At 69.2% G+C, this 25322-nt stretch carries 24 protein-coding genes and 1 tRNA gene; 18 read left to right on the forward strand and 7 right to left on the reverse strand.

Annotated elements, in window-relative coordinates; all coding sequences use genetic code 11:
• Window positions 1–21 precede the first annotated feature (21 nt).
• From lolA to ACH65_RS02325, 8 genes are all read left to right on the forward strand, one after another.
• Complete coding sequence (gene lolA, locus ACH65_RS02290) at window positions 22–684, forward strand: outer membrane lipoprotein periplasmic chaperone LolA (RefSeq protein ID WP_049620958.1); 663 nt, start codon at window positions 22–24, stop codon at window positions 682–684.
• Between the two features lie 55 nt (window positions 685–739).
• On the forward strand, window positions 740–1414 hold the full coding sequence (locus tag ACH65_RS02295) for a YoaK family protein (protein ID WP_049620959.1): 675 nt from the start codon (window positions 740–742) through the stop codon (window positions 1412–1414).
• A 195-nt stretch (window positions 1415–1609) separates the two neighbouring features.
• On the forward strand, window positions 1610–2950 hold the full coding sequence (locus ACH65_RS02300; RefSeq protein WP_049620960.1) for a replication-associated recombination protein A: 1341 nt from the start codon (window positions 1610–1612) through the stop codon (window positions 2948–2950).
• Window positions 2951–3129: 179 nt separating this feature from the next.
• Window positions 3130–4170: a glycosylasparaginase gene (locus tag ACH65_RS02305; protein ID WP_049620961.1), complete on the forward strand. Its 1041-nt coding sequence runs from the start codon at window positions 3130–3132 to the stop codon at window positions 4168–4170.
• Window positions 4167–4901: a copper homeostasis protein CutC gene (locus ACH65_RS02310; RefSeq protein WP_049620962.1), complete on the forward strand. Its 735-nt coding sequence runs from the start codon at window positions 4167–4169 to the stop codon at window positions 4899–4901. The genes ACH65_RS02305 and ACH65_RS02310 overlap by 4 nt, the downstream gene beginning before the upstream one ends.
• A gap of 108 nt (window positions 4902–5009) precedes the next feature.
• Window positions 5010–5588, forward strand: coding sequence for a hypothetical protein (locus ACH65_RS02315; protein ID WP_049620963.1), 579 nt, complete (start codon window positions 5010–5012; stop codon window positions 5586–5588).
• A gap of 106 nt (window positions 5589–5694) precedes the next feature.
• A complete protein-coding gene (gene serS / locus ACH65_RS02320) occupies window positions 5695–6975 on the forward strand; it encodes a serine--tRNA ligase (RefSeq protein WP_049620964.1) in 1281 nt (426 codons plus the stop codon).
• 91 nt (window positions 6976–7066) lie between these two features.
• Window positions 7067–7156: transfer RNA gene (locus tag ACH65_RS02325), tRNA-Ser, on the forward strand.
• A gap of 411 nt (window positions 7157–7567) precedes the next feature.
• Here the strand turns inward: ACH65_RS02325 and ACH65_RS18700 are convergent.
• Together ACH65_RS18700 and ACH65_RS21120 are read right to left on the reverse strand one after the other, a co-directional pair.
• A complete protein-coding gene (locus ACH65_RS18700) occupies window positions 7568–7816 on the reverse strand; it encodes a transposase (protein WP_153242430.1) in 249 nt (82 codons plus the stop codon).
• A gap of 99 nt (window positions 7817–7915) precedes the next feature.
• A complete protein-coding gene (locus tag ACH65_RS21120) occupies window positions 7916–8113 on the reverse strand; it encodes a transposase (protein ID WP_082190094.1) in 198 nt (65 codons plus the stop codon).
• 207 nt (window positions 8114–8320) lie between these two features.
• Between ACH65_RS21120 and ACH65_RS18710 the strand changes: the two genes are divergently transcribed.
• Entirely contained in the window at window positions 8321–10222 is a 1902-nt protein-coding gene (locus tag ACH65_RS18710; RefSeq protein WP_153242431.1) for an AAA family ATPase, read from the forward strand.
• 153 nt (window positions 10223–10375) lie between these two features.
• Here the strand turns inward: ACH65_RS18710 and ACH65_RS19535 are convergent, their stop codons facing one another.
• Window positions 10376–11266, reverse strand: coding sequence for a hypothetical protein (locus tag ACH65_RS19535; RefSeq protein ID WP_153242432.1), 891 nt, complete (start codon window positions 11264–11266; stop codon window positions 10376–10378).
• Window positions 11267–11556: 290 nt separating this feature from the next.
• Here ACH65_RS19535 and ACH65_RS02335 point away from each other — a divergent pair, with 290 nt between their 5' ends.
• Window positions 11557–11892 carry a 2-hydroxyacyl-CoA dehydratase gene (locus tag ACH65_RS02335; RefSeq protein WP_336884793.1) on the forward strand — a complete coding sequence of 112 codons (336 nt, stop codon included), beginning with the start codon at window positions 11557–11559 and terminating at the stop codon, window positions 11890–11892.
• A gap of 56 nt (window positions 11893–11948) precedes the next feature.
• On the opposite strand, the gene ACH65_RS02340 is transcribed toward ACH65_RS02335, so the two are convergent.
• The gene (locus ACH65_RS02340; protein ID WP_049620966.1) at window positions 11949–12812 is read right to left on the reverse strand and encodes an RluA family pseudouridine synthase; all 864 of its coding nucleotides are present in this window, start codon (window positions 12810–12812) and stop codon (window positions 11949–11951) included.
• 384 nt (window positions 12813–13196) lie between these two features.
• Between ACH65_RS02340 and ACH65_RS02345 the strand changes: the two genes are divergently transcribed.
• The 5 genes from ACH65_RS02345 (at window position 13197) to ACH65_RS02365 (ending at window position 17110) form a co-directional block, all read left to right on the forward strand.
• Window positions 13197–13610, forward strand: coding sequence for an OsmC family protein (locus ACH65_RS02345; RefSeq protein WP_082190096.1), 414 nt, complete (start codon window positions 13197–13199; stop codon window positions 13608–13610).
• 19 nt (window positions 13611–13629) lie between these two features.
• Window positions 13630–14043, forward strand: coding sequence for an OsmC family protein (locus ACH65_RS02350; RefSeq protein ID WP_082190097.1), 414 nt, complete (start codon window positions 13630–13632; stop codon window positions 14041–14043).
• Window positions 14044–14126: 83 nt separating this feature from the next.
• Window positions 14127–14468: a putative periplasmic lipoprotein gene (locus tag ACH65_RS02355; RefSeq protein ID WP_153242433.1), complete on the forward strand. Its 342-nt coding sequence runs from the start codon at window positions 14127–14129 to the stop codon at window positions 14466–14468.
• A gap of 498 nt (window positions 14469–14966) precedes the next feature.
• On the forward strand, window positions 14967–16310 hold the full coding sequence (locus ACH65_RS02360) for an NfeD family protein (RefSeq protein WP_336884794.1): 1344 nt from the start codon (window positions 14967–14969) through the stop codon (window positions 16308–16310).
• A 23-nt stretch (window positions 16311–16333) separates the two neighbouring features.
• Window positions 16334–17110, forward strand: coding sequence for a slipin family protein (locus ACH65_RS02365; protein WP_082190105.1), 777 nt, complete (start codon window positions 16334–16336; stop codon window positions 17108–17110).
• A 112-nt stretch (window positions 17111–17222) separates the two neighbouring features.
• On the opposite strand, the gene ACH65_RS02370 is transcribed toward ACH65_RS02365, so the two are convergent.
• The 3 genes from ACH65_RS02370 to ACH65_RS02380 form a co-directional block, all read right to left on the reverse strand.
• Window positions 17223–18395 carry an acetate/propionate family kinase gene (locus ACH65_RS02370; RefSeq protein ID WP_082190106.1) on the reverse strand — a complete coding sequence of 391 codons (1173 nt, stop codon included), beginning with the start codon at window positions 18393–18395 and terminating at the stop codon, window positions 17223–17225.
• Window positions 18392–20773 carry a phosphoketolase family protein gene (locus ACH65_RS02375; protein WP_049620970.1) on the reverse strand — a complete coding sequence of 794 codons (2382 nt, stop codon included), beginning with the start codon at window positions 20771–20773 and terminating at the stop codon, window positions 18392–18394. Before ACH65_RS02375 ends, ACH65_RS02370 begins: the two co-directional genes overlap by 4 nt.
• 114 nt (window positions 20774–20887) lie before the next feature.
• Complete coding sequence (locus ACH65_RS02380) at window positions 20888–21688, reverse strand: universal stress protein (RefSeq protein WP_049620971.1); 801 nt, start codon at window positions 21686–21688, stop codon at window positions 20888–20890.
• 124 nt (window positions 21689–21812) lie between these two features.
• On the opposite strand from ACH65_RS02380, the gene ACH65_RS02385 reads away from it, so the two are divergent.
• From ACH65_RS02385 to ACH65_RS02395, 3 genes are read left to right on the forward strand one after another with little or no spacing between them, the layout of a single operon-like run.
• Window positions 21813–22574, forward strand: coding sequence for a glucose 1-dehydrogenase (locus ACH65_RS02385; protein WP_049620972.1), 762 nt, complete (start codon window positions 21813–21815; stop codon window positions 22572–22574).
• A 19-nt stretch (window positions 22575–22593) separates the two neighbouring features.
• The gene (locus ACH65_RS02390) at window positions 22594–23031 is read left to right on the forward strand and encodes a universal stress protein (RefSeq protein ID WP_049620973.1); all 438 of its coding nucleotides are present in this window, start codon (window positions 22594–22596) and stop codon (window positions 23029–23031) included.
• Window positions 23022–25304, forward strand: coding sequence for a heavy metal translocating P-type ATPase (locus tag ACH65_RS02395; protein ID WP_202594122.1), 2283 nt, complete (start codon window positions 23022–23024; stop codon window positions 25302–25304). The genes ACH65_RS02390 and ACH65_RS02395 overlap by 10 nt, the downstream gene beginning before the upstream one ends.
• The last annotated feature ends 18 nt before the right edge of the window (window positions 25305–25322 follow it).

Consider the following 25322-nt stretch of genomic DNA (forward strand, 5'->3'; position numbering starts at 1 on the left):
CGCCTTCGCACAGGGAATCCGATGAAGCGTCTGTTGCTCGTTCTCGCCACCGCCATGCTGGCACTGGGCCTCTCCGCGCACGCGCAGACCGCCGGGCCGGCGCGGGCGCGGCTCAACGCCTTCGCCAGGGACCTGCACTCGCTCAGCGGCCGCTTCCAGCAGGCCCTGAGCGGCGGCGAGGGCCAGCCGCCCAAGGCCAGCTCCGGCACGCTGGCCCTGCAGGCGCCGCGGCAGTTCCGCTGGGAAACCACGGCGCCCTACAAGCAGACCATCGTGGCCGACGGCAGCCGCGTGTGGCTGTACGACCCGGAGCTGGAGCAAGTCACCGTGCGCGTGCAGAGCACCGAGGAATCGCATAGCCCGCTCACCGTGCTCACGGACTTGAAGCAGATGGACCGCGACTTCAAGGTGAGCGAGCAGGGCGAGCACGACGGCCTGGTGTGGCTGCGCCTCACCTCCGCCGCCAAGGACCCGCAGTTCGACTACGCCGACCTGGGCTTCGACGCCAGTGGCCTGGCCCGCATGCGCTTCCGCGACCAGCTCGGCGCCGTCACCGACATCCGCTTCAGCGGCTGGCAGCGCAACATCGAGATCCCGCCGGCCAGCTTCAACTTCGTGCCGCCCAAGGGCGCCGACGTGATCGGCGACCTGCCGGTGATCACCACCCAGCCGATCAAGGACTAGGGGAAGCCCGCCCCATGCGCCCTGCCGGCAGCCCGCGCCCGAGCAGGCCCTAGCCATGCTGCGCCAGCTGCCGCGCTGGGCCTGGATCGGCGGCGGCCTGCTGGCCTTCGTCGCCGGCGGCATCAACACGGTCGGCTACCTGTGCTTCCGCCACCAGCCGATCACCCACCTGACCGGCACCAGCACGGAGATCGGCATCGCCCTGGCCCGCGGCGACGGCGGCGAGGCGTTGCACTGGGTGCTGGCGCTCGGCGCCTTCCTGGCCGGGGCGGTGACGAGCGGCTTCATCGTGCAGCAGCACACGCTCAAGCTCGGGCGCCGCTACGGCGTGGTGCTGATGATCGAGTCGCTGGCGCTGTTCCTCGCCACGCCGCTGATCCACCAGGGCCGCGACCTCGGCATCTACTTCGCCTCCGCCGCCTGTGGGCTGCAGAACGCGATGGTGAGCACCTACAGCGGCGCCACCTTCCGCACCACCCACCTCACCGGCATCTTCACCGACCTCGGCATCTACCTCGGCCAGCGCCTGCGCGGGCTGGAGGTGGACATGCTGCGCATCCACGTCTGCCTGCTGGTGGCGGGGCACTTCATCGCCGGCGCCGCGGCCGGCGCACTGGGCTTCGCGCTGTGGCGCGAGCGCGTGCTGCTGGTGCCGGCGGTGCTCACGGGCGTGGTGGGGCTGGGCTACGCGGTCTACCGCCATTACCGCCTGCCCGGCAACGGGGCTTAGCGCCGGCGATCGAAGACAGGCCGAGGCACCACTTCGTGCCCCGCCATGTAGGAGCGCGCCTTGCGCGCGACCGCGATGCTGCAGCGTTGCCGCTGCGCTGTCTTGTCGCGCGCAAGGCTCACTCCTACAACAGCGCAGTCGCGTTTCATGCGTGGGGTGCTTAGGCATGCGCGGGCGTCGAGCTATCATCGGCGCATGGCTTCCTCCCATCCCCAATTATTCGCCGAGCCCGAGGACCTGAAGCCGCTGGCCGAGCGCATGCGGCCGCGCACCCTGGACGAGATCGTCGGCCAGCAGCGCGTGCTGGCGCCCGGCAAGGCGCTGCGCCGCGCGCTGGAAGCCGGGCGCGTGCATTCGATGGTGCTGTGGGGGCCGCCGGGCTGCGGCAAGACCACGCTGGCGCTGCTGGTGGCGCACTATGCCGATGCCGACTTCCGCGCCATCTCCGCCGTGCTTTCGGGCCTGCCCGAGGTGCGCAAGGCGCTGGCCGAGGCGGAGGCGAACTTCGCCCAGGGGCGGCGCACCGTGCTGTTCGTGGACGAGGTGCACCGCTTCAACAAGGCGCAGCAGGATGCCTTCCTGCCGCACATCGAGAAGGGCGTGATCATCTTCATCGGCGCCACCACCGAGAACCCTTCCTTCGAGCTGAACTCGGCGCTGCTCTCGCGCTGCCGCGTGCACGTGCTCGAGGCCGTATCGGCGGAGGACATCGTGGCGGCGCTCCGGCGCGCGCTGGCCGACCGCGAACGCGGCCTCGGCAACCTCAAGCTCGAGGTGGGCGACGAAGCCCTGCACCTGATCGCCCGCGCTGCCGACGGCGACGTGCGCCGCGGCCTCACCCTGCTGGAGATCGCCGGCGAACTGGCCGAGCAGGATACCGAAGGGCGCGGCCACATCGGCGAGGCCACCCTGGAACAGGTGCTGGCCGACCGCACGCGCCGCTTCGACAAGGGCGGCGAGCAGTTCTACGACCAGATCTCGGCGCTGCACAAATCCGTGCGCTCCTCCGACCCGGACGCCGCGGTGTATTGGCTGGCCCGCATGCTCGACGGCGGCTGCGACCCGCTCTACATCGCCCGGCGCCTCACGCGCATGGCGGTGGAGGACGTCGGCCTGGCCGAGCCGCGCGCCTGGCGCATGGCGCTGGACGCCTGGGACACCTACGAGCGCCTGGGCAGCCCCGAGGGCGAGCTGGGCCTCGCGCAGCTCGCCATCTGGCTGGCCGTGGCGCCCAAGAGCAACGCCGCCTACATGGCCTACAACCAGGCCCGCGCGGTGGTGGGCCAGAGCGGCACGCTGGAGGTGCCCATGCACCTGCGCAACGCGCCCACCAAATTGATGAAGGACCTCGGCTACAAGAAGGGCTACCAGTACGACCACGACGTCGAGGGCGGCATCGCGCTGGACCAGCAATGCCTGCCCGACGCGCTGGACGGCCTGGTGCTCTACGAGCCGGTGGAGCGCGGGCTGGAACTGAAGCTGCGCGAGAAACTGCAGGCCCTTCGCGAGGCGCGGCGGGAAGCGCGGCGCAAATGAGCGCGCGGGACGACCTGGCGAGGGCTTGCGGCGGCGGCAGGGCGCCTGGGCTCTTCGCCACGCGCGCCGCGCCTCCCGCAGACGCCGCGCCGGCGTTGCGCGCAGCGGCGTGCATGTCGCGCCGCGGCGCACGATGATCGCCATCGCCCGCTTCGCCCAGGCTTTCCAAGGAGACTTTCGTGGTCGACCGCCGTGACTTCCTCAAGCTCGCCGGGCTCGGCGCCGCCGCCTCGGGCCTGCGCCTCGGGCCGGCGCAGGCCGAGGGAGTGGAGGTGCCCAGACCACCCGGCGCGCGGGTGATTTCCACCTGGGATTTCGGCGTGGCCGCCAACCAGGCGGCGTGGAAGGTGCTGCTCGCCGCGGGCGGCGCGGCGCTGGATGCGGTGGAAGCGGGCGTGCGCGTGCCCGAGGCCGCCCCGGACAACCCCACCGTAGGCCTGGGGGGCTACCCGGACCGCGACGGCCGCGTCACGCTGGACGCCTGCATCATGGATCACCAGGGCAACTGCGGCGCGGTGGCCGCCATGGAGCACGTGGTGCATGCGGTGTCGGTGGCACGCCGGGTGATGGAGAAGACGCCGCACGTGATGCTGGTGGGCGACGGCGCCCTGCAGTTCGCGCTGGCGCAGGGCTTTGAGAAGACCAACCTGCTCACGCCCGCCTCGGAGAAGGCCTGGCGCGAGTGGCTGAAACAATCGCACTACGCGCCCGAGGCCAACATCGAGAACCGCGCCTACCGCGCGGCGCACGGGCCGGGCGGCGCGGCCAACCACGACACCATCGGCATGCTGGCGCTGGACGCGCACGGCAACCTCTCCGGCGCCTGCACCACCAGCGGCATGGCGTGGAAGATGCACGGGCGCGTCGGCGACAGCCCGATCATCGGCGCCGGCCTCTATGTCGACAACGAGGTCGGCGGCGCCACCTCTACCGGCGTGGGCGAGGAGGTGATCCGCAACGTGGGCAGCTTCGCCGTGGTCGAGCTGATGCGCCAGGGCCGCACGCCGGCGGAAGCCTGTCGCGAGGTGGTGATGCGCATCGTGCGGCGCAAGCCCGAGCGCGCCCGCAGCCTGCAGGTGGGCTTCCTGGCGATGAGCAAGCGCGGCGAGGTCGGCGCCTTCGCGATCCAGCAGGGTTTCAGCTACGCCGTATGCGATGCGGCCCGGCAGGACCGCCTGCTGCCCGGCGCCAGCCTGTACCGCGACGAGCCGCCGGCATGACCCCGCGCGCCGCCCCGGCAGGCCTGGAAGTCGCGGCCGATTCGCTGACCTCGGCACTGGCCGCGCAAGAGGGCGGGGCGATGCGGGTGGAGCTGTGCGGCGGGCTGGACAACGGCGGGCTGACGCCCTCGTTCGGCAGCATCGCGCTGGCGCGTGAGCATCTGCGCATCCCGCTGCACGTGCTGATCCGGCCGCGCGCCGGCGACTTCGTCTACAGCCCGCTGGAGATCGAGGCGATGCGCCGCGACATCGAGCAGTGCGTGCGGCTGGAGTGCGACGGCATCGTCGTCGGCGCGCTCACGCCGTCCGGCGAGGTGGACCTGGTAACGATGCGTGCGCTGATCGAGGCCGCCGGGAGCTTGAGCGTCACCTTCCACCGTGCCATCGACGTCAGCCGCGACCCGCTGTGCGCGCTGGAAGACGTCGCCGCGCTCGGCTGCGCCCGCGTGCTCACCTCGGGCGCCAGCGCCACGGCGATCGAAGGCGCCGGGCTGATCGCCGAACTGGTGTACCGCGCCGGCGAACGGCTGGTGGTGATGCCGGGCGCGGGTATCGACGAGCACAACCTGGGGCCGCTGCGCGCCGCCACCGGTGCGCGCGAATTCCACGCCTCCGCCCGCTCGCCGGCGCAGGGCGCGGCGCCGTTCCTGCCGGGCCTGGACGCCGCAGTGCCGCGCACCGACGCGGCCCGCGTGCGGCGCATGGCGGCCATGCTCCACGGCGGCGGTTGAAGCCGCCCCGCGCCGCCGCCACGGCCGGCGGCGCCATGCCGCGGCCGCCCTTGCCGTTGCCGCCGCCGCAGGCATAGATTCGCCGCACCACACGGGGAGGGACGTGTCATGCGCGTGATCGTGGCTGCACTGATCGGCGGCATCGTGATGTTCATCTGGGGCGCCCTGGCGCATACGGTGCTGGGGCTGGGCGAGACCGGCCTGCGGGCGCCGGCGGACGAGGACAAGGTGCTGTCCGTGCTGCGCGAGGGCCTGGGCGGCGAGGCGGGCGTCTACGTCCTGCCGTGGCTGGGGCCGGAGGGCATGCACGACGAGGCCAAGGTAAAGGCCTACGGCGCCAAGGCCGAAGCTTCGCCGTATGCGTTCGTGGTGTATTCGCCCCAGGGCAGGGACATGACGAAGATGGGGCCGCAACTGTTCCACCAGTGGCTGTCGGACACGCTGGCCGCGCTGGCGCTGGCCTTCGTGCTGGCGCTCTCCGCGTTCGGCTTCCGGCGGCGGCTGGCCATCTCGGCGGCGGCGGCGGTGTTCGCCTGGCTCAGCCTGCTGGTGCCGTACTGGACCTGGTACCGCTTCCCCGGCAACTTCACCGTCGCGGCCCTGGTGGAGGAACTGGTGGGCTGGCTGCTGGCCGGCGCGGCGATGGCCTGGTGGCTGGGCCGCAGCGAGCGCCTGCGGGCGGTCTGACGCGGCAGGCCGGCACGGCGCAACGCGGTGGCGGGCCGCGTTGCGTTGCAGCGCCCGTCGGCGGGCGGCGATAATCCCGATCTCACGCTTTCACTGGACGCCTCCCATGCTGGATCCCGCCCTGCTGCGCGTGCGGCTGGCCGAAACCGCCGCACGCCTCAAGGAAACCCGCGGCTACGACCTGGACGTCGCCGCCGTCGAGGCGCTCGAAAGCGAGCGCAAGCGGCTGGCCACCGAGACGCAAGAATGGCAGAACCTGCGCAACACCCGCTCCAAGGCGATCGGCCAGGCCAAGGCCAAGGGCGAGGACGCGGCCCCGCTGCTGGCCGAGGTCGCGGGCCTGGGCGACAAGCTCAAGGCCAACGAGCAGGCGCTGGCCGAGGTGCAGGCCAAGCTCGCCGCCATGGCCCTGGGCATCCCGAACCTGCCGCACCCCTCCGTACCGCTGGGCCAGGACGAGAGCGAGAACCAGGAAGTGCTGCGCTGGGGCACGCCGCGCGATTTCGCATTCGCGGTGAAGGACCACGTGGAACTCGGCGAGCACCGCGGCTGGCTCGACGGCGAGGCCGGCGCCAAGCTCTCCGGCGCGCGCTTCACCGTGCTGCGCGGCCAGCTGGCGCGCCTGCACCGCGCGCTTGCCCAGTTCATGCTCGACCTGCACACCGGCGAGCACGGCTACCTGGAATGCAACGTGCCGCTGCTGGTGAACGCCGAGACCATGCAGGGCACCGGCCAGCTGCCCAAGTTCGAGGACGACCTCTTCGCCACCACCGTGGGCGAGGCGCGCCGCTACCTCATCCCCACCGCCGAGGTCTCGCTCACCAACCTGGTGCGCGACACCATCCAGGACGCCGACGCACTGCCGCTGCGCCTCACCGCGCACACGCCGTGCTTCCGCGCCGAGGCCGGCAGCTACGGCCGCGACGTGCGCGGCATGATCCGCCAGCACCAGTTCGAGAAGGTGGAGATGGTGCAAGTTGCCCGCGCCGCCGACTCCTACGACCAGCTGGAGGAAATGGTGGGCCACGCCGAAACCGTGCTGCAAAAGCTCGGCCTGCCGTACCGCAAGGTGCTGCTGTGCACCGGCGACATGGGCTTCGCCGCCGCCAAGACCTACGACCTGGAAGTGTGGCTGCCCTCGCAGGCCACCTACCGCGAGATCTCCAGCTGCTCCAACTGCGAAGACTTCCAGGCCCGCCGCATGCAGGCCCGCGTGCGCAACCCCGAAACCAACAAGCCCGAGCTGGTGCACACCTTGAACGGCTCCGGCCTCGCCGTCGGCCGCACCCTCATCGCGGTGATGGAGAACTACCAGAACGCCGACGGCTCGATCACCGTACCCGAGGTGCTGCGCCCGTACATGAGCGGCATGGACAGCATCGCCTGACCCCGGCCGCATCGGCGCGCCCGGGCATTCCTGCTAGCATGGCCCGCGCACGCCGCCCCGCGGCCTGCCTTTGGGGATATGCAAAGACCACGGAGAGATGGCCGAGTGGTTTAAGGCAGCAGTCTTGAAAACTGCCGTAGGTGCAAGCCTACCGTGGGTTCGAATCCCACTCTCTCCGCCAAAACGGCAAAAAAGCCCTATTTCTAGGGCTTTTTGTTGCCTGAGGACAGGCGCGTCACCCCACATATCGCTCCACAAATGAGCCAATATGCGCATCCTGAATTACCTGCGCCTTGCCCCATCTCGCCAGCGACTGCCTTCCTGGCAGGCCCGTGAGACGGGTAGGACCGAAATCACCAGAAGCCTTGGGACAAGAGACATCCTGATTCCCCCACCTCACGCATCTAAGGTTGCGAGGCTATAGGACAGGGGGGCGTACGCGATAGGTGCCATGCAGGGCGTTCTTGATGTTGCCCAACACCGTATTGACCCACCAGAAGATGGGGCCTCGCTGGGTGGGCCGCCGCCGGTGACCAGCGGGACGTGGGTGCAGTCCGCTTCAAGCACGCCGGGAAGCCGTTCAACCCGTCGCTCACCACCGCCGCGCCAGGCACAGATGATGCCTCGCCCGCGACGCCAGTACCGTCTTGCGGAATCCCGGTATCGCGTCCATCCGCATGGCGATGGGATGACCCTCCCGATTGCATTGCACGGCCGCCACAAACGGCGTCTTGCCGGGACTGCCGCGCCCGGTGCCGCCGCCGTGGCGTTCCCCACCCCAGTAGGCATCGTCCACCTGCACGATCCCGCCCAGCGCCTGGTCGCTGTCACGTTTGACCATGGCCTGCCTCAACTTGTGCTTGAGCGGCCAGGCTGTGTTGTACGACACCCAGTTGCCGGCGCAGGGCCAGCGCCGAGATGACGTTCTTGTGCTGGGTCATCAGGTAGATCGCCAGGAACCATGTGCCAGGGGCAGCCGGGTCCGTGCGAACAGGGTGCCGCTGGTCAGCGATACCTGGCGCTTGCAGCGGTTGCACTGGTACGCATCCCGCTGCGCGAGGTGGCAGTGCCCCGTGTGGCCACAGTCCGGGCAGTGGAATTCACCGGGCCAGCGTGCCTTCGCCACGTTTCGCGGCACTGCGCTTCGGTACCGTAACGATCAAGAAAGGTCATCAAGCTCATGCCCGCCTGAAATTGCACCCGATTCTTCTTCACGACGCTTCCTCCGCCTGTTCAGACGGTTGCAGCGTCTACGCTTGCCGTATCACAGGCTGCAACAAGTGGGGGAATCCGGTCGGCCGTTGCGAAGCAGCCATGACGTGGCTTTGGTGTCACAGCAGCGGGCGTGGCGGATACCAGCTACGATTGGAGCAATTCGCTGTTCCTGAAAAGGAAAAACATGAGATTCCGGTTGGACAAGATTACGATTAATAACTTCAAACGTATCGAGACGCTAGAAGTCGATCTCCAGCCCATCACTGCTCTTGTGGGTGGTAACACCAGCGGCAAAAGCAGTGCACTCCAAGCGGCGCAGCTCGGCGTGTCAATTCTGCAATCCGCGTTCCGTGGAAGGAAGGTGAACGGAGCCTTCGACTTCGTGAGTACCGTTGCGAACGATTCAATCGTCTTCAGACCAACTGCTCGACTGCTCGACTTGCGACGCGGCGAACCCGCAACGCAAAGCCTTGGCTTTTCAATAGACTATCGCGGCGTGGATCTGGATGCGAACACTGACAAGCAGCTGACCATCGAGGTCCACCGCGGAAAGAATGCCAACATCGCCATTACTCGTACTGGCGATAATGACTTAGCGGGGGCGCTCGCAGACCTTGATCATCCCTTTTCGATACTCACTCCAGGCCTGTCAGGCATCCCGCTGCGAGAAGAATGGCGAACCAAGGGTGCAATAGATGCCGCCGTCATGCACGGCGACGCAAATCTCTACCTCCGAACCGTGCTCGATCACCTGTTCACTCGTGACTTGGACGAGATGGCGAGGACAGCTTGGCGCCGAGGTAAGGACATCGCTATTCTTCCCGCAGACAGTGGCTGGAAGACGTTTTCCACACTCCTAGATCGCTGCTATCCGGGCAGCCGGGTTATCGTTGACCATAACCCGCAGCACGATAGGCATGTCAAGGTTGAAGTTGAGTTTGGGGGAGTATGTGTCACCCTCGATATGGCCTCAACGGGGATGCTTCAGGTCATCCAGATCATCGCCTACACCTGCTTTTATGCGCCGCCTCTCCTCCTTCTTGATGAACCTGACGCGCATTTACATGCAGATAGCCAAGGACGCCTTTACGAAGCGCTCAAAGGGGTAGCTGCCCTAACGCAGACACGCATCCTCTTTGCAAGCCACTCGCCTCAGCTGATCCAGCGCCTCATGTACGACCCGAATGCGGCAGTTGTCTGGATGAGCGATGGTGCGAAAGTCCCGGTTGACGTTGCCCAGCGTCCAGCCATCCCAATTTTGATGGCGCTGGGCGCGCTCTCTGCCGGTGCCGATGCGTTCGATCCGGCGCGGCCGATGATCCTCATGACAGAGGACAAGCTGACGAAGCCGGTGACCATACTGGCAAAAGCTAACGGAGCGCCGGACAACCTAGCTGTCCTCTCTTACAACGGCTGCGGGAATCTTCCCGCGGCCAGGCTGCTGGCGAGCATAATTACCGACATGCGGCCAGATGCGCGAATCATCATTCACCGGGATCGCGACTTTCGGACGGAACAGGAAATGCAGTTCGAGCTGTCTACCGCCGTAGCCGAACGACAGCGCAATGGCGTCGCACGAGTTGAAGAGGTCTTTACGCCGCTCAATGACGTAGAACATTCGTTTGCCCAACCAGCTCATCTCAAGGCCGTATTCCAAGAGATCGATCCCGAGCTGATTGACGCTGCTATCACAGATGTCGTTGAACTTAGGCGCGACGATCTGGTCAACGCTGCGCGGATTGCCCGCGAGCAGATTCGCTCGACACTCTATGACGTTCCGCGAAAGCGCGGAAAGCCTGAATGGGCAGGATCGGGAATGCCGGACAACCCGCCGCAGATCAATAGCTTCCTTCCTGCGAATGGTCTAATACCCGTGTCGTTCGCACACGCTCACGGCAAGATGCTTATGGACGGACTGCGCCCTAAAATTCATCACCACGTTGGAGGAGCGTCGCAGACATCGGACTCGCGGATATACACGGGCACGGATCACCTTCGTACGCCGACTTGGACGGATATATTTCAGCCGTAGGTGGTTGGAAGACCTTTTGACGTGAAGGTTTTGACTTTCTGCACTGCTGCGGCCGCAGCCTATCACCCATGAACCGCCCCGGCTTTCTCGGAGGCTCCATACTTTGAGAGGATGGAGTGATGAGTATCGTAGCGTTGCGGTAAGGCTGATGTTTTACCGACTTGGCGTTGAGCCTCGGCGAGCTTCCACGATCGCTTTGCTTGCCTGAATCTGCCCGAGCGGGAACCAGTATCGCCCATCCGGCGTATCAAGCGAACGATAGTCCGCACAAACCAGGTAGTCCGTATAGGACTTCCTTGCGTGTTCGAGATAGCCAAGTTTCGCGTAAAGCAACTTATACATGCTGTCCAGGCCTGCGCATCCATCTGCCGGCAACACGTCATAGTTCAGATGGAAATGCTTTCGAGGCACGCCATCCGCTTCTACTAGTACTTCCAGTGCGATCTGATTGGCTCCAAAAGCGAAGGTGTCAGACTTCGAGTCGACTTCGTAGGCTTGTAGGCCATACGAAATCGACTTCGTGCCCTTGATGTTCAGTTTGGTCAAATTGAAATTGGTATAGACACGCCCGTCACTGCCACTGGCGTTCGTTACCTCCTCCATGTCTCCCGGCATCAAGGTGCCGTTCGACTCGAGATACTTATTCATGTTGTCAATCTTGAACTGAGCGTGCTTGTCATAGACAAGTGTAAGGCGAACGTTCGTGAGGACGGTTTCGCCCATATTCGTCAAGGACATCTGTACGGGGATGAGAATCTTGTCCTTGATGTTGATTTTCGACCCTGCGGCAACGAAAACCTGAGAGGTTTCGTCTTGTTCAAGCCGGTCGTTGCCAAACTTTAGTGCCACTTCGGCAGATTTTAGGGACCCACCAGATCTTAGGCTCCAGGATGTGGTGGCCCAAGTGACTCCGGCGCCCACAACGATACCTATGACAGTGATAATGGCACCCACAAGCCCCCAGTTTGTCTGGCTCTGGGCGGATGATGCGTATTGCGCGTGTTTAGCGCTCGTATTCTTCTTTCGTTTGTTCTTTCTGCTCATACACTCCCCCAAGTGCTGCTGAAAGTTCGACACCCTCCCCGCTTTCAGTAGCGGTCGGGTTTAGAGTCCAGGGTTGATCATAGCTAGGTTTGACGTCGCCCGTCGTGCCGCCGTGTCTTGTTTGCTCGCCGCTGGCCAGGAATGAAGAGGCATTGCGGCGTCGATGGCCGCCTATCGGGTGAGCGGGATTGCAACCCCCAGCCCAGTCCCACAGAATGCGTGCTGGAGTGCCGGCCCAGCGCGGACAGCGCGGCGCAGCGAGGCATCCGTATCCCGATCATTGCGGCCCCGTGTTCCAGCCGGACGCGGCCGGGGCTGCGTCGCCCAAGAGCTCATCTGATTCCATGGCCCTACCTCATGACCCATTCCGGCGCTTCCAGGAAGAGCTTGCCGCCCTCGACAAGGAAATCGCCAAGCGCTCCGACAAGACGCCCGAAGAGATCCGCATGGAGGGCGCGAAGGCCGAGTTCCTGGCCTTGAAGCAACGCCACAAGCTGACCATTGCCGACGTGGTGGCCTTTTTCCCGGAGGAGGAGGGCATTGCCTACCTACAGTCGCTGATCGCGGCGGCGGAGGCCAAGCCCAAGCGGGGGCGCAAGCCGAAGCAGGCGGACGAGGGCGAGTGAGGCGTTGGCGTTTCGGCTGAGGCTGAGGTTGGGGCGGTCGCGCGCGAGGCGCGCTCCTACAACGCCAGCTGGCTGGTGAAGGTTCTGGCTTCGCCGGTGAGGGGGTCGAGGAAGGCCAGCTCCTGCGCCAGTAGTTTCAACGGCCGGGCGTAGTCGTCGGGCGCCTCGTCTTGCAGCGAGGGGTAGAAAGGATCGTTGAGGATGGGGGCGCCCAGCGCCGCCATGTGCACGCGCAGCTGGTGCTTGCGGCCGGTGTGCGGGTGCAGGGCGTAGCGCCAGTGCGAAGTGCCGCGCTCGATCACGTCGAGGCGGGTTTCGCTGTTGGTCGCGCCGGGCGCTTCGCGCATGCGGAAGAACGGCTCGCCCGGCTCGATGCGGCTGCGGCGCACCAGCGGGAACGCCTGCTGCGGCAGCGGCGGCGCCAGGGCCTCGTAGCGCTTGCGGATGCGCCGTTCGGGGAACAGCGCCTGGTAGGCGGCGCGCGTGGCGGGGTTGGCGGAGAACAACACCAGGCCGGCGGTGGCGCGGTCGATGCGGTGCAGCGGCACCAACTGCGGGTTGTCGAGCTGGCGGATGAGTCGCGCCAGCAGGGTTTCGCGCACGTAGCCGCCGGCCGGCGTCACCGGGAGGAAATGCGGCTTGTCGGCCACCACCAGGTGCGCGTCGGCATGCAGCACCGTGGCCTCGAACGGGATCTCCGGCTCGTCGGCCACTTCGCGGAAGTAGCGGATGCGCGCGCCTTCGCGGTAGGGCGTATGCGGCGCGATGGGCTGGCCCGCGCCGTCGAGCACGCGGCCGCGCGCGATGCGGTCCAGCCATTGCTCGCGGCCGATGGCGGGGAAGTGCGCGGCCAGGCCGTCGAGCACCGTGGCCCACGGGCCGGGCGGCAGGTGCAGGGTGCTGGCGATGGGCTGGGTCACGGCGGGGCGGGCGGCGAGGCAGGCGGCGGGGAAGGGCGATTGTAGTGCGGCGGGTCGTCCGGCATGGGCGGCCGATTGAGCACAGGCTCGCACGAAGCCTTCGTGCGGGCTGGATATTTCGCCATGGGCCTTGCACGGAACCGTGGCGAGGCTGTCGTGTGTTGGGCAGCGTGATGAAGTTTGCCTCCATCCGTCGCGTCTGGGTGATCCACCCGCCGGACGTGCTGTCCGCCTCGCTGCTCATGCCCCGTATCCGGCCACTGGCGCATGGGCGATCTCCGCCAGCGTGCCCTCCCCGCGATCGCAGCGTTTCTCCCGTGCCGCCTGATCGGCGCCGCGCGGCTGCTATAGCATCGTGCCACCCATTTCCAGGAGGCCTGCACCGTGAGCGATATTCCCACCGTCAAGGCAAGCAGCCGCGGCACGCCGTATACCGTCGACCTCAGCGACGACCTGGGCCACCAGTGGCTGGCCGACGAGCCGCCGGATACGCCGGCCGCCAACGCTGGCCCGTCGCCGCACCGCCTGCTGCTGTCGGCGCTCGGCGCCTGCACCACGATCACGCTGGAGATGTACGCCGCGCGCAAGAAGTGGCCGCTGGCCGGCGTGGAGGTGGAGCTGAAGTTCAACCCCGACGGCCCGCCGGCCGGCGGCGCCAGCGCCATCAGCCGCCGCATCACCCTGCACGGGGCGCTGAGCGCCGAGCAGCGCGAGCGCCTGTTGCAGGTGGCCAATGCCTGCCCCATCCACAAGGTGCTGACGGGCGAGATCCGCATCGCCAGCACGCTTGTCGACTGACACCTCCCAAGGACCCGCCATGAAACCGGCTACCCGCGCCATCGCCCACGCCAGCGTGCATTCCACCGCCGTGCACTACCGCCACGACATCGCCACCGGCCGCCATGCGCTGGTGGCGGACGAGCCGGCCGCCGCCGGCGGCCAGGACGCCGGCCCCGCGCCCTACGACTACGTGCTGGCCGGCCTCGGCGCCTGCACCGCGATCACCCTGCGCATGTACGCAGAGAAGAAGGGCTGGGAATTGGGCGAGTTGCAGGTGGAACTGGCCCTGTCCAAGGACCGCGAGGGCAACACCTACATCGCGCGCGAGCTGAGCAGCACGGCGGCGCTGGGCGAGGAGCAGTGGAGTCGCCTGCTGGAGATCGCGGCCCGCACGCCGGTGACGCTGACCTTGCAGCAAGGCGCCGCCATCACCACCACGCGCAAGCCCTGAGTGCGCCGGTTGCCGTAGGCGTGGCGCCCCAAGCCCTGCCGGAGCCGGGTACACTTCGCTTTTCGCCATGCCGGATGGAAACCATGAAGCTGATTCTTCCCATCGCCGTCGCCGCCGTGCTGCTGGCGGGCTGCTCGATCAGGAAGGGTATTTCGGACCAGCTGCCGCGCCTGAGCTCGCAGTCCACCAAGAGCGTGGAGGCCTATGTGCAGTGTGTGCAGCCGAAGTGGACGGCGCTGACGCAGGACGTGAGCGTGTCGAACAAGGACGGCGACGCCCGCATCGACGCCCACGACGGCAAGGCGAAGATCACCGAGCGCCTGGTGATCACCAACAACGCCGGCGCCGCGCAGGTGGTGCTGTACGAAGTGCAGAAGAAGACCTACGACGTGCATTACCGCGACGAGGCGGTGTCCTGCCTCTGACCGCGTGACCCGGCGCCCGCCAGCGCCGAGGCGCTGCGCCTCGTTCAACCCCATCGCGCGAACCTATTCCGCATGCCGAAGGGCCTGTGGACGGCCCCCCCTGCGAGGGCTATGTCGTCGTTGCAGGAGCGCGCCTTGCGCGCGAAAACCCGCACGGCGCCGATGCCGCCGCGTTGCCGCCGCGCGCAGGGCGCGCTCCTGCATGCCGGCCCGACGCGCCGGCGGAAGGATCACGGGCAGTTCCAAGGCCAACGAGAGCGGCCATGCCCTCGCCGCGCCGGGCAGCAGGCGGGCCGCTGCCCCGCACGCGAGGCCGGGGCCGTCGCGGCCGTGCAGACCCCGGAGGTGGAAAGGCCACCGGCCCTCCACCGCCGGCCGGGCCGCCGAGGCGCGGCGATCTAACGCAGCCTCAACATAGATCGGCGCACAGTGGAGCCGTCCCACCGGCCCACCGGAGGCCGCGTCATGAGGCGGTGGAGTGGAGTCCTCTGCAGTGCCGTGGCGATCCTGCTGCTCGGCATGGCGGCGTTTGCGGCCGGGCCGCCGGCGCGCGGCGGCTTCGTGGCCCGCATCGAGCTGGATGGGCCGATCGGCCCCGCGGCGGCCGAGTACGTGGACGATGCGATGCAGCGGGCGACCGACGAGGGCGCCGCCGCGATCGTGCTGCAGATGGACACGCCGGGCGGCCTGGCCGAGTCGATGCGCCTGGTGATCGCCGACATCCTCGCCGCGAAGGTGCCGGTGCTCGGCTACGTGGCGCCGGGCGGCGCGCGCGCCGCCTCTGCCGGCACCTACATCCTCTATGCCTGCCACCTCGCGGCGATGGCGCCGGCCACGCACCTGGGCGCGGCCACGCCGGTGTCGTTCGGCGGCAAGACACCGATGCCCTCGCCGCTGGGGGACGAACAGCCCGCCTCGTCGAAGAGTGCCGCCCCGGCCGCCGACACGCCGCTGAAGAACGCCGAGGAGAACAAGGTGCTCAACGACGCCATCGCCTACCTGCGCTCCCTGGCGCAACTGCGCGGGCGCAATGCGGCGTGGGCGGAGCAGGCGGTGCGCGGCGCCGCCACGCTGACCGCCGGCGAGGCGGCGGACAAGCACGTGATCGACTTCGTGGCGGCCGACACCGCCGCGCTGCTGGCGCAGGCCGACGGCCGCACGGTGCGCCTGGGCGAGCGCACGCTGACGCTCGCGCTCGCCGGCCTGCCGCTGCGCGACTACGCGCCGAACTGGCGCACGCGCTTCCTGGCCATCGTCACCAATCCCACTCTGGCCTATTTGCTGCTGCTCGCCGGCATCTATGGGCTAATCCTGGAAGCGCTGCACCCGGGCGCCTTCCTGCCCGGCATCGTCGGCGGCATCTGCCTGCTGATCGGCCTGTACGCCTTGCAATTGCTGCCGGTGAACTACGCCGGGCTGGCCCTGATGGCGCTGGGCGTGGGGCTGCTGCTGGCCGAGGCATTCATGCCCAGCGTGGGCGCGTTGGGCATCGGCGGCGTGATCGCCTTCGTGGTCGGCTCGATCATGCTGTTCCGCACGGGCGTGCCCGGCTACGCGGTGAACCTGGGCGTGATCGCTGGCATCGCAGTGAGCGCCATGATCGTGCTCGGCGCGCTGCTGCGCCTGGTGATGCGCGCGCGCACCGCGCCGCGCTTCACCGGCGAGAGCGCCATGCAACAGGTGACCGGCGAGCTGCTGCAACCACTGAATGCGGACGGTGAAGCCTGGGCGCGCATCCAGGGCGAGGAATGGCGCGTGCGCTGCGCCGTGGCCTTGCCCGCCGGCGCGCGCGTACGCGTGCTGCGCCGCGAAGGGCTGCTGCTATGGGTGGAGCCCACATGATCGACACGACCGGAGACATGGCCATGTTCGGATTCCTCGGTGTACTGGTGGTATTCGCCGTCGCGCTGCTGTTCATGGCGATCAAGGTGCTGCCGGAGTACCAGCGCGGCGTGGTGCTCACGCTCGGCCGCTATACCGGCATCAAGGGGCCGGGGCTGGTGCTGCTGGTGCCGGTGGTGCAGCGGATGACGCGGGTGGACCTGCGGGTGACGGTGATGGATGTGCCGCCGCAGGACGTGATCTCGCGCGACAACGTGTCGGTGCGGGTCAACGCCGTGGTGTATTTCCGCGTGGTGGAGGCGGACAAGTCGATCCTGCAGGTGGCCGATTTCTACCAGGCCACCATGCAGCTGGCGCAGACGCGGCTGCGCTCGGTGCTCGGCCAGCACGAGCTGGACGAGATCCTCTCCCAGCGCGACTCGATCAACCGCAGCCTGCAGCAGATCCTGGACGAGGCCACCGACCCGTGGGGCATCAAGGTCACCAACGTCGAGATCAAGGACGTGGACCTCAACGAGACCATGGTGCGTGCCATCGCCCGCCAGGCCGAGGCCGAGCGCGAGCGGCGCGCCAAGGTGATCCACGCCGAGGGCGAATTGCAGGCCGCCGAGAAGCTGCGCGACGCCGCCGCGCTGCTGTCGCAGCAGCCGCAGGCGCTGAGCCTGCGCTACCTGCAGACGCTGGCCGACATGGCCAGCGGCGGCAAATCCTCCACCATCGTGTTCCCGTTGCCACTGGAGCTGGTCAAGCCGCTGATGGAGGGGCTGCCGCGCCGGCCGGAGCCGCCGGCGGCTGGCTGAGCGGGCGGCGTGGATGGCTTTCGTATGGACGTCTATATGTCCATGAGCTAGAGGGGCGCGCTCTCCTCACGCACGGTCTCCACGCCTATTCGAGAGGAGGCCCGCGGCCGATTCAGGCCATGCTCTGCCACACCTGCCGGCAAATCTGGCGCTCCTCCTGCGCGGGCAGCACGCGGACCAGGCAGGGCGAGGCGTCCGTGCTCACCGGGTCGGCCCGGTTGCGGTTGCGCCCGGGATCGAGCACGACGCCGGCCCACGCCAGGCCATCGCAGACCGCCTCGCGCGTGTCGGCGTCGTGCTCGCCGATGCCGCCGGTGAACACCAGGGCGTCCACGCCGCCGAGCACGGCGATCATCGCCGCGATCTGCTTGCGCAGCGTGTGGACGAACAGGTCGATGGCGAGCCGGGCGGAAGGGTGCGACGCGGCGGCCCGGCGCAGGGCGCGCATGTCGCCACTGAGCCCGGATACGCCGAGCAGGCCGGAACGGTGGTCGACCAGTTGCTCGATGGCGGCGGCATCCATGTGCTTCTCGCGGGCGAGGTAGGCCAGCACGCCAGGGTCGAGGTCGCCGCAGCGCGTGGCCATCATCACGCCGCCCGAGGGCGTCATGCCCATGCTGGTGTCCACCGAGCGGCCCTCGCGCACCGCCGTCACGCTGGCGCCGCTGCCCAGGTGCGCGATCACCAGCCGCGAGGGCAGGGCCTGCGTCCACTGGGCGAGGATGGAGGCGCACGAGAGCCCGTGGAAGCCGTAGCGCCGCACGCCTGCCTCGTACAGCGCGCGATCCAGCGGCAGGGTGCGCGCCACCGTGGGCAGGTCGGCGTGGAAGCCGGTGTCCAGGCAGGCGACCTGGGGCAGGCCGGGGAAGTGTTCCGCGGCGGCACGGATAACCGCCAGCGCGGCCGGCACGTGCAGCGGCGCGAAGGCGGCGGCGCGTTCGAGCCGGGCCAGCACGGCCGCGTCGAGGCGCACGTCACGGCAGAGTTCGGGGCCGCCGTGGACGAGGCGGTGGCCGATCGCCTCGGGCGGCGGGGTCGCCCGTTCCTCGATGAGGCGGCGCAGGCGGGCGATCACCGCCTGCGCGTCGGCGCCGGGCATGGCCTCGTCCCGTAGCGCCTCGCCCTGCGCGCCGCGCACGCGCAACCTGCCTTGCTCGCCGCCCAGCCCCTCGACCTCGCCGGCGAGCAGCGCCGGCAGGCCGGGCTCGCCGGTCCGGTGCAGGGCGAACTTCAGCGAGGAGGAGCCGAGGTTGAGGGCCAGCACGGCGCGCGGCTGCCGCGTCATGGCGCCGCCGGCCATGGCGTCCAGCGCCAGTCGCGCACCTCGGGCAAGTCCTCCCCGTGCTCGCTGACGTACAGCTTGTGGCGCTCCATGGTGGTCCAGTAGCGGTCGGTGGCCACCTGGGCCAGGCCGGCCAGCCGCGGTACGCGCAGGATGGCGTCCAGCGCGAGCTGGTAGCGGTCGAGGTTGTTCATCACCGCCATGTCGAACGGCGTGGTGGTGGTGCCTTCCTCCTTGTAGCCGCGCACGTGGAAGTTGTCGTGGTTGTGCCGGCGGTAGGCCAGGCGGTGGATCAGGCCGGGGTAGCCGTGGAAGGCGAAGATCACCGGCCGGTCGCGGGTGAAGAGTTCGTCGAAGTCGTGGTCGCTCAGGCCGTGCGGGTGCTCGCCCGGCGGTTGCAATGCCATCAGGTCGACCACGTTGACCACGCGGATGCGCAGGTCCGGCACGTATTCGCGCAGCAGCGTCACCGCGGCCAGCGTTTCCAGCGTGGGCACGTCGCCGGCGCAGGCCATCACCACGTCCGGCTCGCCGCCGCCCTCGTTGCCGGCCCACGCCCAGGTGCCCGCGCCGGCGCTGCAATGACGGGCGGCCGATTCGACGTCCAGCCACTGCCAGGCCGGCTGCTTGCCGGCCACGATCAGGTTGACGTAGTGGCGGCTGCGCAGGCAGTGGTCGGCCACCGACAGCAGGCAGTTGGCGTCGGGCGGCAGGTAGATGCGCACCACGCCAGCCTTCTTGTTGGCGACGTGGTCGAGGAAGCCCGGGTCCTGGTGCGAGAAACCGTTGTGGTCCTGCCGCCACACGTGCGAGGTGAGCAGGTAGTTGAGCGAGGCGATCGGCGCGCGCCAGGGAATCTGCCGGGTGGTCTTCAGCCACTTCGCGTGCTGGTTGAACATCGAGTCGATGATGTGGATGAAGGCCTCGTAGCAGGAGAACAGGCCGTGGCGGCCGGTGAGCAGGTAACCCTCCAGCCAGCCCTGGCAGAGGTGCTCGCTGAGCACCTCCATCACCCGGCCGTCCGGGGAGAGGTTCACGTCCACCGGCTCGATCTGTGCCATCCAGGTCTTGGGCGAGGCCGCGAACACGTCCTGCAGGCGGTTGGAGGCGGTCTCGTCGGGGCCGAACAGGCGGAAGTTGCGCGCCTCGGCGTTGAGCTTCATCACCTCGCGCAGGAAGGTGCCCAGCACCTGGGTGGACTCCGCCTCGGCGGCGCCCGGCGCCGGCACCTCGACGGCGTGGTCGCGGAAATGCGGCAGGGTGAGCGGCTTGAGCAGCGCGCCGCCGTTGGCGTGCGGGTTGCAGCCCATGCGCCGCAGGCCGGTGGGCGCCAGTTCGGCCAGCTCGGCGCGGAAGCGTCCGTCCCCGTCGAACAGCTCGCGCGGCCGGTAGCTTTGCAGCCAGTCTTCGAGCAGTGTGACGTGGGCCGGGTCGTCGAAGTCCTTGATCGGCACCTGGTGCGCGCGCCAGGTGCCTTCCACCGGCAGGCCGTCGACCACTTTCGGCCCGGTCCAGCCCTTGGGCGTGCGCAGCACGATCAGCGGCCAGCGCGGGCGGGGCGGCGGCGTCTTCGCGGAGGCCGCGCGTGCGTTGTGCTGGATCTCGCGGATCCGCGCCAACGCGGCGTCCAGCGCCGCGGCCAGCTGCTGGTGCATGCGCAGCGGCTCGTCGCCCTCGACCACTATGGGAACGTAGCCGTAGCCGCGGAAGAGTTCGTTCAACTCGTCCGGGTGGATGCGCGCCAGCAGGGTGGGGTTGGCGATCTTGTAGCCGTTCAAGTGCAGGATGGGCAGCACCGCGCCGTCGCGCGCGGGGTTGAGGAACTTGTTGGAGTGCCAGCTGGTGGCGAGCGCGCCGGTTTCCGCCTCGCCGTCGCCCACCACGCAGGCCACGACCAGGTCCGGGTTGTCGAAGGCCGCGCCGTAGGCATGCGCCAGCGAGTAGCCCAACTCGCCGCCCTCGTGGATGGAGCCGGGCGTTTCCGGCGCCACGTGGCTGGGGATGCCGTAGGGCCAGGAGAACTGGCGGAACAGCCGGCGCATACCGTTCCTGTCGCGCTCGATATCGGGATAGACCTCGGTATAGGAGCCTTCCAGGTAGGCATGCGCGACCAGGCCGGGCCCGCCGTGGCCCGGGCCGATCACGTAGATCATGTCGAGGTTGTGCGCCTTGATCAGGCGGTTGAGATGCACGTAGAGGAAGTTCAGCCCCGAGGTGGTGCCCCAGTGGCCGAGCAGGCGCGGCTTGATGTGCCGCCGCTCCAGCGGCACCTCCAGCAGCGGGTTGTCCTGCAGATAGATCTGGCCCACGGTGAGGTAGTTCGCCGCGCGCCAGTAGGCGTGCATGCGTTGCAGGAGGTCCTCGGACAAGGGCTCGGGCATGGCGGGCTCCACGGCAGGGCTTGGGAAAGCGCCCCACACTATGGGGCGAAGGCGGGACGCGATGTCCTTTTGGGGTGAACGCGGCGCGAGGACGGGGCCGCTGCCGCACGGGCGTCAGTGCGTCAGCAGCAGCGGCAGCGAGGCGTGGTCGAGCATCCAGCGCGTGGCGCCGCCGAGGATCAGCTCGCTCATCCGCGAGCGTCCCCAGGCGCCCATCACCAGCAGGTCGGCCTGCATCCCCCGGGCTTCCGCCAGCAGGGCGCGGCCGGTGTCGCGCTCGGCCTCGAAGTGCTGCCATTGCGCCCGGATGCCATGGCGCTCCAGCCACTCGCGCAGCGGTGGCGGTGGCGGGCCGATGCCGGGCAGGGCGACGCGGGTGCCGTCCAGCACGCGCACCGCGGTGGCGTGCTCCAGCAGCGGCAGCGCCGCCTTGGCCGCGCGCGCCGCCTCGCCGCTGCCGTTCCAGGCGATCAGCACGCGCTGCGCCGACAGCGTGCCGGTCCAGGTATCGGGCACCAGCAGCATCGGCGAGGTGTCGGCGAACAGCACGCGAGTCAACTCGTCGAAGCCCGCCGGCGCCTCGGGGGCACGTACCGGCAGCTCGCAGACCAGGAGGTCCGCCAGCTGCGAGCGCTTGGCGAGCGAGGTGACGTAGATGCCGCGCAGCACTTCCCAGGCCCCCTCGACGCCGGCCTTGCGGCACAGTTCGAGCCACCATTCCTGGCGCATCCGCGCATCGCGCTCCTCGGCGGCGATCAGGGCGGCGACTTCGGCCTGGCCCAGCAGCGAGGGGTACACCGCCACCACCTGCAGCCCGGTGACGAAGGCCCGCTCGCGCCTGGCCAGCTCCAGCGCGCCGGGGATGAAGGGCGAGTCGGCGCGCGCCTTGCCGACGTTGACGACCATATCGAGCATCGCAATCTCCCGTCCGCGGCGTGGGCTCCATCATCGCGCCATGCCCCGACGTGGCGCTTGATCGACGTCAAGACGACCGCGCCGGAGGCGTCGCAAGCTGGTGCCGTGCTGGGAGGGTACGGCGATGAGCAGACTCGACGGCAAGGTGGCCTTGGTCACAGGCGGCGCACTGGGCATTGGCGCGGCCTGCGTGAACCGGCTGGTGGAGGCGGGCGCGAGGGTGGCGGTGGCCGATGTGCTCGACGGGCCGGGGCGGCAGCTGGCGGAACGGTTTGGCGACCGCGCGCGCTACTTCCACGCGGACGTCGCCGTCGAGGCCGAGGTGCAGCGCCTGCTGGCGGACATGCTGGCCGCCTTCGGCCGGCTGGACGTGCTGGTCAACAACGCCGGCATCGCCGGCGCCAACAAGCCCACCCACGAGATCACCGAGGCCGAGTGGGACCGCGTGCAGGCGGTGAACGTGAAGGGCGTGTTCTTCTGCACCAAGCACGCCATCGCCCCGCTGCGCGCCGCGGGCGGCGGCAGCATCATCAACCTGTCCTCGATCTACGGCCTGGTCGGCGCGCCGGACGTGCCGCCGTACCACGCCTCCAAGGGTGCGGTGCGGCTGATGAGCAAGACCGACGCGCTGCTCTATGCCGCCGACCGCATCCGGGTGAACTCGATCCACCCCGGCTACATCTGGACGCCGATGGTGGAGCACCACCTCGCCGCGACCGGCGGCGACCTGGAACAGCTGCGCCGCGAGGTCGGCGCGCTGCATCCGTTGGGGCACATGGGCGAACCCGACGACATCGCCTGGGGCGTGGTCTACCTCGCCTCGGACGAGTCGAAGTTCGTGACCGGCAGCGAGCTGGTCATCGATGGCGGCTACAGCTGCCGCTGAGCGGCATGAGGAGGGCGTCATGTTCCAGCACATCCTGCTTCCCACCGACGGTTCCGAGCTGTCCCTGCGGGCGGTGGACATGGGCATCAAGCTGGCGAAGCTGTGCGGTGCACGGCTCTATGCCATCCACGTGGCCAAGCCCTTCGTCGCCATCACCTACCAGGTCGAGATGATCGAGGCGCCCGAGGCGCTCTACACACAGGAGGCGATCGCCCGCGCCGAGTCCTATCTGGACGAGGTGCGCCGGCGCGCCGAGGCCGCCGGCATGGCCTGCGAGGGCGAATACGCCTTCGACCACGCCCCCCACGAGGCCATCATCGCGTCGGCGGCGGCGCACCACTGCGACCTGATCGTGATGGCCTCGCACGGCCGCACCGGCGTGCGCCGGCTGCTGCTGGGCAGCGAGACGCACAAGGTGCTGCTGGGCTGCGACGTGCCGGTGCTGGTGTGCCACTGAAACCGCCGCGCGCATGGCTCGACGCCGCCTTGCTGGGCATCACGCTGCTGGCGCTGGCGGGTGGCGGCCTGGCCCGCTGGCTGGGCCTCGCCGAAACGGCTCGACTGGCCTGGAACGCCAGCGCCCTGCTGCTGGCGGCCTGGCTGGCGGCGGAAAGCGCGGCCCGGCTGTGGCGCCGCCAGGTGGGGGTGGATCTGATCGCCCTGCTGGCGATCGTGGGGGCGGTGTCGCTCGGCCAGGCGCTGGTGGCGGCGGTGATCGCCCTGATGCTGGCCGGGGGACGCGCGCTTGAGCGCTATACCGAGCGCCGCGCCGAGCGGGAGCTGCGTCGGCTGATCGACCGCGCCCCCCGCTTCGCCTGGTGCTACCGGGGCGGCCTCCTTGAACAGGTCGCGGTGGAGCGGGTGCGTCCGGGCGACCGCCTGCTGGTGAGGACGGGCGACGTGCTGCCGGTCGATGGCGAGGTGATCGACGCGATGGCGCTGCTGGACGAGGCGGCACTCACCGGCGAACCGTTGCCGGTGAATCGTGGCGCCGGCGATGCCGTGCGCAGCGGCGGGGTGAACGCCGGCCCGCCGTTCGACCTGCGCGCCACCGCGACCGCCGCGCAAAGCACCTATGCCGGCATCGTGAAGCTGGCCGAGGCGGCGCGGCAGTCGCGGGCGCCGTCCGCGCGGCTGGCCGACCGCTACGCGCTGGCGCTGATCCCGCTCACGCTGGCGGTGGCCGGCGTGGCGTGGCTGCTCAGTGGCGATCCGTTGCGGGTGCTGGCGGTGCTGGTGGTCGCCACGCCGTGCCCGCTGATCCTGGCCGTGCCGGTGGCGATCGTAGGCGGCATCTCGCGCTGCGCGCGCCGCGGCATCCTGGTCAAGGACGGCGCCACGCTGGAGGCGCTGGCGCGCGTGCAGCAGCTGTTCCTCGACAAGACCGGCACGCTGACGGCGGGCAGGATCGGCGTGCGCACGGTGGAGAGCGCGGGCACGTATGCGCCCGCGCAACTGCTGCACCTGGCCGGATCGCTGGCGCAGGCCTCGCCGCATCCGGTGGCGCAGGCGATCGCCCAGGCCGCGCGCGAGCGGGCGCCGCTGGAGCCGCCGCAAGCGGTGCGGGAGAGCGCGGGCGCCGGCCTTTGCGGCACCGTGGCCGGCCGCGAGGTGTGGCTGGGCGAACACGGCTACGTGGCGGCGGCGGTGCCGGCGGAGCCGTGGTCCGGTGCGATGCTGCGCCGCATGAACCACGAGCTGCTGGACGGCAGCTTCGTCGCCGTCGATGGCGCCATGGCCGGCGCGGTGCTGTTCGACGACCGCCTCCGGCAGGAGTCGCCCGGCGCCCTGCGGCGGCTGCGCCAGGCCGGCATCCGGCGGATCGTGATGCTGACCGGCGACCGCGCCGAGGCGGCGCAGTTGGTCGGCGTGGCCGCCGGCGTGGACGAGGTGCGGGCCGGCCTCACCCCGGCCGCCAAGCTGGCGGCGATCGCCGAGGGTCGCCGCCAAGGCGTCACGATGATGATCGGCGACGGCATCAACGACGCGCCGGCGCTGGCCGCGGCCGACGTGGGCGTGGCGCTGGGCGCGCGGGGGGCGTCCGCCTCGTCCGAGGCGGCCGGCGTCGTGCTGCTGGTCGATCGCCTGGACCGCGTCGCGGAGGCCCTGTGCATCGCGCGCCGCGCACGGCGCATCGCGGTGCAGGGCGTGCTGGCCGGGATGGGGCTGTCGCTGCTGGCGATGCTGTGGGCGGCGGCCGGCCTGCTGCCGGCGCTGGCCGGCGCGGTGCTGCAGGAGGCGATCGACGTGGCCGTGATCGCCAATGCCTTGCGCGTGCTGGGCGGCCGGGCGCCGCCGGCGCTGGGCGGCGCCGTCATCGACCGCCTGCGCGAAGAGCATGCGGCGCTGGCGCCCGTGCTGCAGCAGGTGCGCCGCGCCGCCGAGCGGGTTGCCAGCGACCCGCCCGCGCAGGCGCGCAGCGAGCTGGACGCATTGCTGCGGGGGCTCGAACGGCAGCTCGTGCCGCACGAGCAGGCCGACGAGGCGCAGCTGTATCCGCAGCTCGCGCGCAGGCTGCATGGCGAGGACCCGCTCGCCGCGATGAGCCATACGCACCGCGAGATCTTCAGGCTGATCCATCTCCTGCAGCGCATGGTCGCCGACCTCGCCGGCGGCGTGACCGTTGCCTCGCTGGAGGAGATCCAGCGCACCCTGCTGCGACTGGACACCGTGCTCGGGCTGCATTTCGCCCAGGAGGAGGAGCTCTACCACAGTCTCGACGACCGCTGAGCCGGCATGGTTTCGAGC

Source organism: Frateuria defendens, assembly GCF_001182895.1.
GTDB classification, from domain to species: domain Bacteria; phylum Pseudomonadota; class Gammaproteobacteria; order Xanthomonadales; family Rhodanobacteraceae; genus Frateuria_B; species Frateuria_B defendens.